This window comes from Algibacter sp. Ld11 (assembly GCF_045066735.1).
GTDB lineage: Bacteria > Bacteroidota > Bacteroidia > Flavobacteriales > Flavobacteriaceae > Algibacter.
Genome location: NZ_JBISHH010000011.1, coordinates 1 through 13,209, shown reverse-complemented (window position 1 = coordinate 13,209; position 13,209 = coordinate 1). Strand labels below are relative to the sequence as shown.

Annotated in this window: 8 protein-coding genes; 1 reads left to right on the top strand and 7 read right to left on the bottom strand. The window is 32.4% G+C overall.

Going from position 1 to position 13,209, the window contains the following annotated elements:
* Window positions 1-65: 65 nt before the first annotated feature.
* Window positions 66-929: an RNA polymerase sigma factor RpoD/SigA gene (locus ACJJV4_RS05480; RefSeq protein ID WP_034041378.1), complete on the bottom strand. Its 864-nt coding sequence runs from the start codon at window positions 927-929 to the stop codon at window positions 66-68.
* Window positions 930-1,490: 561 nt separating this feature from the next.
* On the opposite strand from ACJJV4_RS05480, the gene ACJJV4_RS05475 reads away from it, so the two are divergent.
* A complete protein-coding gene (locus ACJJV4_RS05475; protein ID WP_405292459.1) occupies window positions 1,491-3,563 on the top strand; it encodes a hypothetical protein in 2,073 nt (690 codons plus the stop codon).
* A 139-nt stretch (window positions 3,564-3,702) separates the two neighbouring features.
* Here the strand turns inward: ACJJV4_RS05475 and ACJJV4_RS05470 are convergent, their stop codons facing one another.
* The 6 genes from ACJJV4_RS05470 to ACJJV4_RS05445 form a co-directional block, all read right to left on the bottom strand.
* Entirely contained in the window at window positions 3,703-4,404 is a 702-nt protein-coding gene (locus ACJJV4_RS05470) for a VWA domain-containing protein (RefSeq protein ID WP_405292458.1), read from the bottom strand.
* Window positions 4,405-4,658: 254 nt separating this feature from the next.
* Window positions 4,659-5,408, bottom strand: a complete 750-nt coding sequence (locus tag ACJJV4_RS05465) for a LytR/AlgR family response regulator transcription factor (RefSeq protein WP_405292457.1) — start codon at window positions 5,406-5,408, stop codon at window positions 4,659-4,661.
* Between the two features lie 21 nt (window positions 5,409-5,429).
* Window positions 5,430-7,313 carry a tetratricopeptide repeat protein gene (locus ACJJV4_RS05460; RefSeq protein WP_405292456.1) on the bottom strand — a complete coding sequence of 628 codons (1,884 nt, stop codon included), beginning with the start codon at window positions 7,311-7,313 and terminating at the stop codon, window positions 5,430-5,432.
* 178 nt (window positions 7,314-7,491) lie between these two features.
* Window positions 7,492-9,408 carry an OmpA family protein gene (locus ACJJV4_RS05455; RefSeq protein WP_405292455.1) on the bottom strand — a complete coding sequence of 639 codons (1,917 nt, stop codon included), beginning with the start codon at window positions 9,406-9,408 and terminating at the stop codon, window positions 7,492-7,494.
* 10 nt (window positions 9,409-9,418) lie between these two features.
* Window positions 9,419-10,354 carry a type IX secretion system membrane protein PorP/SprF gene (locus tag ACJJV4_RS05450; RefSeq protein ID WP_405292454.1) on the bottom strand — a complete coding sequence of 312 codons (936 nt, stop codon included), beginning with the start codon at window positions 10,352-10,354 and terminating at the stop codon, window positions 9,419-9,421.
* Between the two features lie 13 nt (window positions 10,355-10,367).
* Window positions 10,368-13,209: Ig-like domain-containing protein (locus tag ACJJV4_RS05445; protein WP_405292453.1), on the bottom strand; the 2,842-nt coding region annotated here is incomplete at its 5' end.

Below are 13,209 nucleotides of genomic sequence, written 5' to 3'. Positions count from 1 at the left end.
AAAAAACGAACAGTTATTTTTGTAACTGTTTGTAGTTGTAATTTAGTCGTAATACTATGTAATTACTAACCTAAATATGTTTTTAATATTTTACTTCTAGACGTGTGTTTTAATCTACGTATAGCTTTTTCTTTAATTTGGCGAACACGCTCACGTGTTAAATCGAAAGTTTCTCCAATTTCTTCTAAAGTCATTGGGTGTTGGTTTCCTAAACCAAAGTATAAACGAATAACATCTGCTTCACGAGGTGTTAATGTTTCTAAAGCACGTTCAATTTCTGTACGTAAAGATTCGTGTAATAATTCACGATCTGGATTTGGTGATTCTCCTGAGTTTAAAACATCATATAAGTTAGAGTCTTCACCTTCAACTAAAGGCGCATCCATACTTACGTGACGTCCTGAGTTCTTCATAGACTCTTTAACATCATTAATAGTCATATCCAATTCTTTTGCAATTTCTTCAGCAGAAGGTGGACGTTCATGACTTTGCTCTAAAAAGGCAAATGTTTTATTAATTTTATTTATCGAACCAATTTTATTTAAAGGTAAGCGCACAATACGAGATTGTTCTGCTAATGCTTGAAGAATAGATTGACGAATCCACCATACCGCATAAGAAATAAACTTGAAACCACGTGTTTCATCAAAACGTTGTGCGGCTTTAATTAAACCTAAATTTCCTTCATTAATTAAATCGGGTAGTGTAAGTCCTTGGTTTTGGTATTGTTTAGCAACCGATACAACGAAACGTAAATTAGCTTTTGTTAACTTTTCTAAAGCGATTTGATCTCCCGCTTTAATACGTTGTGCTAATTCAACCTCTTCGTCTGCAGTAATTAAATCAACCTTTCCAATTTCTTGAAGATATTTATCCAGCGATGCGGTCTCTCTATTGGTAACCTGCTTGGTAATTTTAAGTTGTCTCATTATAAAGTATGTTGTTTAGGTTCTCTGTTAAGGTATTCAGTAGTTATACGTTAATATACTAATAAATGTTACAAAACTTTCGAACTATTTTTTTTGGTTGTCTCTTTTTAGACTCAAAAACTTCTTAAAAGTCACATGATACAACCATAATTAATTAAAAAGGTTTGCACAGCGTTTAGAAATAAAAAGATTATAAGGCACAAACGAAGGTTCTATATATCATGCTTAAATTGAAGAATAAGTGTTTTATGGCCTAAGTGTTATTGGTAGAGTTTTAAGAGTTCACTTTGTCTGTTTTTTTGCCAAAATTTAACAAAGAGGATCATAAATTTCATGAGATTTTCATACATTACGCTTCTATGTATTTATGTGGAAAATAAAGAGGTTTTTATTAGAAAGAGAAAATCTTTTAATGATACGAGGGAACGCTTTATATTTGCCGCCAAATCAATCAAAAGTTCTAATATTATCTAGAGCCTAAATAAAATTCTAGAGCTTAGAAAAAAAAGAAATAGCTCTGAGAGAATAACGTTAGTAAAAACGTTTTAAATTAATGCACCAATGAAGAACAATATACTTATTGAAGATCAGTATAAGAGAACTAGTTTGTTTGAAAAAGAAAATGTGAATTATTTAGTTCATGTTTTAAAAAGATTTAACACGGTACCGAAAATAAACAATATCAATATTATTACGTCTAATAGTGCGCCAGATGTGTTTAAAATTGTGCCGAACAAATCTATAATAATAGGATCTTTATTTTTAAGTAAGCCGGTTTTGGCTTTGGTTTATTTAAGATATGCCATTGAGTGGCAACTTTGGTACAAAGCCCTAGGTACAGAAAAAAATGATACCGTTTTATGTGATATCGCTGCGCTAGAAGTCGCTAGAATTTTCTATCAATTGTTGCCAAAAGAAGATAAAGGGAAATTGAAACCTTTTAATTATTTTTTGATTGATTTAATTAAGAATGATAAAAATTTAAGTGTAGAAGATTCATTAGAAAATGGACAATTACAGGCCTTACATGGATTAAATACCAACGATAAAATATTTAAAGAATCTTGGAAACCTATTGTTGAAAACTTAGCGAAACCAACAGAATACTTGTTAATGGCTGGTGGTGATCTTAGGTTAAATATAGATGAAATTGATTTGCTTAATAAATATGGTTGCCGACCATTTCCAAGACCCGATGCTTTTACTTTTGCATCATCTACAGCAACCAGTGTTTCTAATTTTGCATTTGATAAAACCGATAAAACGAGGAGTATTTTAATCGGAAATAGCTTAAAAAATGGGTTTGAAGGCACAACTATTGAGTTTTCGGAATTACTAAAAGATAAACTCAAGACTATATTTAAATTGAATGAAGCTTGTGAAATTATATTTTCGCCGTCAGGAACAGATTCTTCATTGCAAATAGCAGCCATAACTCAAATTATTTCCAATAAAGATATTACTCATGTTTTAGTAGCATCAGACGAAACGGGTAGTGGTGTACCTGGTGCATTAAAAGGCTGTCATTTTGAAAATACAACCGCTTTAAATTACCCGGTTACCAAAGGAGATAGAATTGAAGGTTTTAGAGATATAGACTTAATTAAGGTCACGTTAAGAGATGGAAATGGTGAGTTAAAATCATCTAGTGATTTAGATAATGAAATTTTTAATGCTATATCTAAAACAAATGAATTAGGAAGGCATGTAGTTTTGCATACCATGGATCATTCTAAACTAGGCTATCGATCACCTAGTGAAGATATGATGGCGAGATTAGAAACACTAAACAATTTATCTATACAGGTTATTGTAGATGCTGCACAGCTAAGGTTAGATCCTAAAGACATGCAGAATTATTTAAATAAAGGCTATATCGTTACCGTTACGGGAAGTAAATATTTTACAGGTCCTCCATATTCTGGTGCATTAATTTTGCCGGAAAGCGTTAGTGATTCAATTCAATCTGCTAAAAATAAGTTTCCAAAAGGTTTAACAAAATACTATAATAGTTCCGAATGGCCGGCATCTTGGTTTTGCTCACAAGATCTCCCAGATGGTTATAATTTTGGCTCTTATATGCGTTGGAATGCGTCTATAGTTGAAATGGAAAGGTATTATAAAACTCCTGTTTTATATCGAAATATGGCTATCGAAATGTTTTGCGATTTTGTTGACGATTCGGTAAAAGATGCTTCTTTTTTAGAGCCTCTGTACGGAGAACTTCCAAATGCTAATGCTTATAATAGTGAAGAGTTTGGGATACGTAATATCCGTACCATTTTTCCTTTCTTTATTCTTAAAGACGATAAAGCTTTATCGGTTGAGAATGTTAAGAAACTTTACATTTTGTTAAATTCAGATTTATCCGATAAATTTAAAGACGCATCTTTAGAAATTATTAGACTTGCAGCTCAAAAATGCCATATTGGTCAGGCTGTGAATGTGAAGTATGGGAATGATTTTCAAAGTGCTGTGCTTCGGATTAGTTTGGGAGCACGTGTAATTTCAGAAAGTTGGGTGAATAGAGATATTAGTTTGTTCTTTAGAAATATAGAATTACAAATGAATCAAATTACCGTGATTATAAAAAAAATAGAATTGATTTTAAGCAACCCGGAATTGCTAGATTAGTATCTAGATGCTAAGTATAAAAAACGTATCTGTTTTATAAAGTTAAAAAAGCCCAGTAAAATCAATTACTGGGCTTTTTATATTTTAAAGAATGAAATAGAATTTAATATTTAATTTCATTGTTAGTGCAATCCTATTATTATATTTTTGATGTAATAAATTTCCCGTTATTTTCTTCAGCTAAAGTTTTCATGAAATCTAAATCTGCATCATCACCAAAGGCAATAGTGTGAATAATAATATTGTTAGTGTTTACTTTGCTTATTTCGTCCAGCACAACTTTAGGACCGCTGTTTGGTAGTCCGTCACTCATAAGTACTATTTCTTGTACGTCGTGCATAGATAACGCCTCTAAAAGCCCTTCTAGAGTGTTTGTGCCTCCACCAGCTTTTAGATTTTTTACGAAAACATTAGAAGACGTTCTTGATACATTATCGGCTACTTTAAATTCTGTAGATTGTTTTGTAACATCGTTGTTAAAAGTGAAAATAATAAACTTTTTACCGTCAGGTAAGCCTTTTATAGCAGGGATAAGGTTGCGTTTTACTGCGCCTAGCTTGGTAGCTTCATTAGCGACTTGTTTCCCTAATAGACTCCCAAATTTGCCACCTATAATTTTGCTAACTTGGTTGCCTGCCGTGTCTCCAACTTCTCGCATAACTTGGTCTTTTACAGATCCTTCGTCTATACCTTCCATACTCCCAGAAATATCAATAAGGTAAAGCGTGTTGAGGTTCGATGTTTCTATTTTATAAAAATCATCAGATTTCTTCATGACATAGCAAGATTGAAATAGGGTACAAATGGTAATTAAAGCAACTGCGATTAGGTTTTTTTTCATTTCGATTATTATTAATTAGTTTTTTTAGTTCTATTTTAGGTTGATAATAGATTTGAGAAGTTTTAATTTGTTTTTACCATGTCCTAAAAAAAAGGATAGAGTAGAGGGCTTTTACAAATTTTAGAGTAAAGTTAGTTTTATTAAAGATAAAAATGTTCATAAATGAGAATTTCACGCAGTGCATTTAGAAATGAGGCTGTTTTATAGAGAATTCTAGCAATTACATTTTTTAGTTAGTAAAATACAAGAGGACTTTAGTATAGATTATCAATGTACATCAGTAAATTCTTTTTTCTACTTTGAGCTACAGGAATAGCATGATTTTCGTTCAGAATAACCTCTTCATTACGTTTATTAAAAGACGTTATGTAGTTTAGGTTTATTAAAAAGCTTTGATGGACACGAAAAAAATTATGGTTACTCAGTTTTTCATCAAAGGATTTAAGGGGTTTAGAAACTAATATACTTTTATCGTTTGCTAAAAGAAAAGAAGTGTAATTATTGTCTGATTTAGCATATAAAATATCTTTTGTATCTACAACATGAATATCGTCGGTTGTTTTTAAAACAAGTTTTTTAGGTAATTCCTTATTAGAAACATTATACATTAATGTGCTTAACTGCTCTTGGTAATTTGTTTTTTTTATATCATTAACAACTTTATTTATAGCCACGATTAGTGCATTTTTGTCATAAGGCTTTAATAGGTAATCTAAAGCGCTAAACTTAAAAGCATCGATGGCAAATTTAGCATACGAGGTTGTGAATATAATTTTAAAATCAATTTTATCAAATAAAGGAAGAAACTCAAAAGCATTTCCATCCATAAGAAAAACATCTAGAATTATAAAGTCCGGCTTTAAGGTCTTAATGCGCTTCGCAGCTTCTTTAATTGTGTTAGAGTTACCAACTAGTTTTATGTGCTCTTGGCTTTCTATAATAGAGGAAGCATAGGCTAGTGCCTGCGGATCGTCTTCTACAATAAAACAAGTTATGGTTTCCATATAAATACAAAGATAATTTATTTAAATTGTTATAAAACTTAAAATAACTTGGGTGCCATTCGAGGTTGTTTTTACATCAATATCACCCTTGAAGTCTTTAGCTGTTTTATTAAGATTTTTTAATTGTTCTTTTATAATGTCCATACTCATAGACTTATGTAATCGGTTAGAATCGTCTTTTTTTACCTCAAAACCTTTGCCATTGTCCTTTATGGATACATATAAAATAGAGTCTCGTTTATAATATTCTACACTAATAACACCTTGGTCATTATCTTTTAAACCATGCAATATGGCATTTTCTACAAAAGGTTGGGTAATTAATGTTGGTAACATATCAAAATCTTCATTTACTGAGTCTGCAATGTCTATTTTGAATGAAAACTTATTGTTGTAATTCAGTAATTGTAGTGATAAATAGGATTCAATGGCAATTTTATCATCTTCAACGGTAATAAAATCATCGTCAGATTTTTCTAAAACCAATCGGATTAATTTTGAGTAACTTGTAAGATAAGAACTGGATTTTTCCTTATCATTTTGGTAAATGAAATTTTGTATACTCTGCAAAGCATTAAATAAAAAGTGCGGGTTTAGTTGCATTTTTCTCAAGCGCTGTTGGAGTAAAACCTTGTCTAGTTGTTGCTGTACTTTATAACTTTTAAAACCAAAATAGGCGAGAGTTGTAATGAGTATAACAAAAATAATTAATGCTAAAAGTAGATAGTTTTGCTGTTTTATAGTAAGAGCTTGTAGCTTGTTTTTGGTGTTTAAGATATTAATGCGTTGCTCTTTTTTCTCCGATTCATATTTTTCGGTTAACTCAGCTACACTTTCTTTTTGCTTTTGGTTAGTAATGGAATCTTTTATTTTATCTTTTAAATCGGCATAATGCAGGGCCGTTTTGTATTGTTCTAAACCGAGGTAAGATTCTTTAAGGTTATTGAATATGTAAGATTTTAACAGGCCTTGGGCTCCAATGCTAGCGCTATCTAAATAACTAATAGCTTTTTTGTAATCTTTTCTTTTAAGATAAGCATTGCCTACATTATTGTATGTTACATCAAGAGTGTTGGTACTATTGAGTTCTTTTTTTAATAAAATGGCCTTTTCTCCATATGTAATAGCTTTGTTATAATCTGCTCCATTGTTTGTGAAATAGATTGCTAAATTATTATAAATGGTAGCTAATGTGTTTTTGGAGTTGTACTTTACAGCAAGTTGCTCGGCTACATAAATACTTTTGGTATATTTTTCAAACTGTTTTTCGTTTAAATAAATATTACATAAGTTCACTAATATTTGAAGTTTTACAACTTCGTTAGAATCACTTATTTCTAAAGCTCTCTCCAAATATATTTGAGCATTTTTATAGTTTTTTAATGAAGCATTAATAGCGCCAATATTGGAGTAGGTGTTTACAAGTTGTTCTGTTTTTTTTGTTTGTTCTAAAATATTTGCAGCTTGTAGATAAAGAGTTAGTGCTTTTTGAAAATCTTGTTTGTAATATTCTATAGTCGCTAGATTATGTAGCGTTAAGCCCTTAATATGTTTGGGTAATTTTTTATTGAGGTTCTGTTGTAGTAATGAGTCTGACTTAGAGAATTCTTTTTTGAAAATTAAAAGACTACTTTGTTGTAAGTGAGATTTAGCAATTAGTGAATCGTTTTTTATTTGTTTCGAATCTTTAACGGCTTGCAAAGCATAGAAATAAGAGCTATCAATATTTGTTTGTGCTAAAACTTTCGATTTTAATAAAAGAGCTTCTATTTGCTGAGGTTGGTTAATCGCTTCTTGAGCATTTGTAATTGAAACGTTAAAAGCTATTAAAACCCATAGTATAAATTGGTATAGCGTGCTGGGAGTAGGGGGTAGAGTGTTTTGTTTAAGGTGATGACTTAACATAGATGTTTAAACTTAATGCAATATAGAAAAAGCTAGTTGAATTTTAAGAATTTGATATTGTATGTTTGGCAAAATTGTAATATCGATTTTTAATAATAACCACTTTGGATGATAGTATAGGGCAAAAAAAAAATCACAAACTTTATAGTTTGTGATTTTTTTTAACTCGGAAATAAATTTATTTTTTTAAGATATAGAAGTAAGATCGTCTGTTTAATTGATGTTCTTCTTGAGAGCATCTAACCCCATTGCTACATTTGTTTAGTAGTTGTGTTTCTCCATACCCAATAGCACTTTCTATGCGCTCTGGCGCTATACCTCTAGAGAGTATATAGTCTCTAGTAGATTTTGCACGTCTATCAGATAGGCTTAAGTTGTATTTATCTCTTCCTCTACTATCAGTGTGCGATTCAATTTTTATAATCATTGTTGGGTTAGCTCTTAATACATCTACAATATTTTCTAACTCGTATTGTGCATCAAGTCTAATGTTCGATTTATTAAAATCGAAATAAATAGGGTTAATTACAATTTGATTACCTACAATTAATGAACTTAAAAATAAATCTTGTTCAATAGCAACTTCATTTTTATCGCTAGTTATTAGGTCTGCTTGATCATCTAAATATCCACTTTTACTTCCTAGAAGACTGTAGGTTTTATTACATTCTATAGTAAACTCGTAAGTTCCATTTTCGGTAGTGACTATTTCTTCAATTATTTTTCCTGTTTCATCTATAAGTTTAACATTAGTGTTGCCTAAAACTTCGTTGGTGTTTTTATTTCTAGTAGTACCTGTTAAGGTTTGAAAACATACTTTGGAATATACGGTGTAAATATCATCATTACCATTACCACCTGGTCTGTTCGATGAAAAATAGCTGCGTTTGTTTTCGTTAGAAGGATCTATAAAATAAGCAAAATCATCATAACCACTATTGTAAGGTGCACCTAAATTTTGAGGTTGAGACAAACTGTCTTTAATAATGTTTGATTTAAATATATCTAATAATCCAAGATTTAAACGTCCATCAGAAGAGAAGTAAAAGGTACTGTCTTTACTTACAAAAGGAAACATTTCTCGTCCTTCTGTATTTATTTTTGAACCTAAGTTTCTTGGTTCGCTAAATTTATTATTCTCAAGAATATCAACTTCATAAATATCCGTTTGTCCAAATCCACCTTCTCTATCTGATACAAAATATAATTTTTTATTATCAGCACTTAAACTTGGATGACCAGTTGAATATACATCATCATTAATTGGTAACTCTAATATGTTTGACCACTGACCTCCAATTAGAGATGCTCTGTATATTTTTAGGTGAGTGGTGCCTTTCTTATCAAAATTTAATTCGTTTCTTCTTGTTACATTATCTCTAGTAAAATACATGGTTTTCCCATTATTAGAAATAGTGACAGTAGCTTCGTGATAATCTGTATTAACGTTTGAAGCTTTAATTAAATGCGGATTACCAAATTCTAATTCATATCCATTTTCTTTAACAGCAACTTCAAATAAATCTAAAAAGGGTTCTTTATTCCAACCATATTTTTTGTTTTCATCAAGCCTTCTCGAAGAGGCAAAGTAGAGCGTGTTATTTTGTACAAATGAACCGAAATCTGAAAATTTAGAATTGATAGACAAATTCTCTATTGTAATATATAACGATTTATCAACGGTGTTAAGCTCCTCATAATTTAATAAGTCTTCTGAGTTGTTCTCGCTAATTTTGGTATCATCATTTTGAAGTTTTAAATATTTTTTCAACCAAACATCGGCTTCAGCATAGTGACCAATACTTTTTAATGATGAAATGTATTTAAACAAATAAAGTGAAGAGATGTCGTCGTATTTGTTTACTGCCTTTCCATACCACATAGCCGCTTTTTCCGAATTGGAATTGTTATAATAACAATCACCTAAACGTGTTAAAACATGCTCACTATCATCACCGCTTTCAACAGCTTTTTCGTAAAGTTCACTTGCTTTTACATAACCGTAGTTCTCAAAAAATCTATCGGCTAGCTTTACTTGGCCAAACATTATAGAACCGTAAATAGTAAATATAATTAGTAATAAATTTGATTTCATAATATATTTTTTAGAAGAATCTAGGAGATTTAATACGTTTACTTTTAAATACTTCGAACATGAGTATGACCTCGTGAGTTCCACTTGTGTAAGTGTTTAATTCTGATAGTGGATATTCATAAGCATAACCAATACGCAATTGTTTCGAAACTTGTAAATCGGTTATAAAACCAAGAGCAGCTGCAGATTCATTAATTCTATAAGAACCACCTAACCAGAATTTATCATTAAACAAAAAGTTAGCAGTCATGTCGAAAGACAAAGGTGCACCATTTGTAGCTTTAAGTAAAACCGCTGGTTTGAATTTTGTAGTTTCGCTTAAATCGAAAACATAGCCACCAGTTGCATAGTAACTAATACGTTCTAAAGCTACATAATCAATTGTGCCATTTCCACCGTTGTTATAATCCGTATTTAAAACTCTAGGAGCAGACAAACCAACGTACCATTTGTTAGTGTGTAAATAAAGACCTAAACCTACGTTTGGGCTCCATCGATTTGAAACATCATCAAAAAACTGATCATTAACAACCGTTGGGTCATTTAAAATAGTTTGGTCAATATGGTATTGAGTAAAACCACCTTTTATACCAAATGCTAATTTAGCTTTTTCGCCCATTGGAATAGTGTATGAAAAATCGCCATATAAATATGAGAAATTTTCATAACCAAGTTCATCATTGATAAATGATACTCCTACACCTATACGGTCGTTTCTTAGAGGCGTATGGATAGATAGTGTTTGTGTTGTTGGAGCACCTTCTATGCCAACCCACTGACTTCTATGTAAACCTACACCGCTTAATGTTTCTCGACTACCTGCATAAGCAGGATTTATTGAGATTGTATTATACATATACTGTGTGAATTGGGGTAGCTGTTGCGCTACTCCAATCCAACTATTGGCCAGTATAAAAATAATGAGTTTTAATTTTAATGATTTCATAATATATCTGGGTTTATTTAGTGCCTACGTAAAATGCTTTCGCTATAGGTTCTAATCCACTGTTTTTTAAATTGATAATATAGTAATAGGTTCCGTTTGGTACTTTATCTGCATTTCCTACAGACGATTTATGAGCAAATCCATTCCAGTTATTTTGGTAATTAGAGTTCTCATAAATTTTAGCACCCCATCTATTGAATATTTTTAAATCGACAACGAAGCCACAAGTTTCTACTCCGGTAATTGTAAAGAATTCATTCTGAGCATCACCATTAGGAGTTACTACTTTAGAAATGATTACATCATCTTTTCCACATGGAAGAACAATACACTCATCGTGAATTTCTAAAACAACTTCAGTTGTATTTAAACATCCATTATTAGCACTAGTATAGCTAAATGTATAATTACCTAATTCTACATTTTCAGGGTCAAATATGTTTACATCTAAGTTAGCATTACCTTGTGTAATGGTCCAGGTACCACCCGTTTGGTCGTTTTCTAAATAATCATCAAGATCTATTACTCCATCATCAGTACACGCTTTATCGTTAACGGTTGTAATTAAATCGCTAAGAGTAACTGAAACTGTTTGTGTATAAGTTTCAGTGTTATCACAATCATCATTAACAGTCCAAGTTCTAATGATTTCGTAGTCTGAAGGATTATTCTCGTCAAAAGAACTCGTTTCTTCAAAAACAACATTAACATTCGAAGAACAATTATCAGTAAATTCAATTGTTGGAATTTCTGGTAAGTTATCACAGTTTGCTAACAATGAAGCTTCAATAGTAGATGTTGGCTCAGGAGCTACTGTATCTTCAATTGTAAGTGTTGCAACAAGCTCTGTGCTATTGTTGTTTCCGTCAGTGATTGTGTATGTTACTGTTATTGTCCCACTCGCACCACATGTAGAAACTAAGTTGTCAAAACTGTAGTCTGAAGTTACTTGTCCACTAAATGTTGAATCACAAGCATCAGTAGCGCAAAGTTCTAAAGCTGCAATATTTGCATCGTTCCATGCTGTAGCAGTGCTTTCGTTATCCGTTCCAGCACACTCAATAGTTTCATCACTGATAGAACAGTTGATAATGCTTGGAGGTGTTGAATCTGTTATTGATAAATAAACTGTCGCTTGATCACAAGCTTGGTTTGTATTATTATCACAAACAGTATAAACAAAAGAGTCATTTCCTATAAAGTCTGATGAAATAGGAGTGTAGGTGAATTCACCAGTGTTAGCATCAATAATAACGGTAACACCTTCAGTAGTTGTTACTGTGGTTGTTGTTATTGTTTGATTATCACCTTCTATGTCATTATCATTTAAGAATACATTTCCTGAAAGGCTACCACAAGTTGAAGCGAAATACGCATCATCATTAGCATTAGTAGTATTAGGAGCATCTTCAGGTTGCACCGTTACTGTAACAGTAGCGGTATCACAAAGCGCAGGATTCGCATCATCACAAATAGTGTAAGTGAAGGTGTCCTCACCAATAAACCCATCATTAGGCGTATAGGTAATTGTACCATCAGGATTCAGAGTTACTGTACCGTTATTAGGATCAGTAGTTTCTGTTACAGTGATTGTATCACCATCAGGATCAAAATCATTCGCAATAGTAGGAATAGAAATAGGAGTTCCTTCAGGAGTTGTTGCCGTATCAGCATTTGCGATAGGTGCTTCATTCTCAGGGCCACTTACCGGTAATACTTCAATAAATACAGTCGCAGTATCACAAGCTTGAGGATTCCCATCATCACAGATTGTATACTCGAAAGTATCTTCACCTGTGAAACCAGGATTAGGGGTATAGGTATAAGATCCATCAGGATTCATTACCACTGTACCGTTATCCGGTTGTGTATTCTCAGTTACTGTTTGTGCATCACCTTCGAAATCTTCATCGTTTGTTAATACATTTCCAGTTACAGGTTGATCAGCAAAAGTGTTATTGATATCAGCGATAGCATCGGTTGTATTTTCAATACCACCCACAGTAATAAATACAGTAGCAGTATCACAAGCTTGGTCAGCATTATCATCACATATTGTGTAAGTGAAGCTATCCGTTCCAGAGAAACCATCATTAGGAGTGTATGTAAAGTCTCCGTTAGCCTCTACAGTTACACTACCATTATTTGGTTGTGTATTCGCCGTTACAGATTGGTTATCACCTTCGACATCATTATCATTTACTAATAGATTTTGAGTGACATCAGCACCCGGAGTGGTTGTGTACGCATCATCATTAGCATTAGTAGTATTAGGAGCATCTTCAGGTTGCACCGTTACTGTAACAGTAGCGGTATCACAAAGCGCAGGATTCGCATCATCACAAATAGTGTAAGTGAAGGTATCCTCACCAATAAACCCATCATTAGGCGTATAGGTAATTGTACCATCAGGATTCAGAGTTACTGTACCGTTATTAGGATCAGTAGTTTCTGTTACAGTGATTGTATCACCATCAGGATCAAAATCATTCGCAATAGTAGGAATAGAAATAGGAGTTCCTTCAGGAGTTGTTGCCGTATCAGCATTTGCGATAGGTGCTTCATTCTCAGGGCCACTTACTGGTAATACTTCAATAAATACAGTCGCAGTATCACAAGCTTGAGGATTCCCGTCATCACAGATTGTATACTCGAAAGTATCTTCACCTGTGAAACCAGGATTAGGGGTATAGGTATAAGATCCATCAGGATTCATTACCACTGTACCGTTATCCGGTTGTGTATTCTCAGTTACTGTTTGTGCATCACCTTCGAAATCTTCATCGTTTGTTAATACATTTCCAGTTACAGGTTGATCAATAAAAGTGTTATTGATATCAGCGATAGCATCGGTT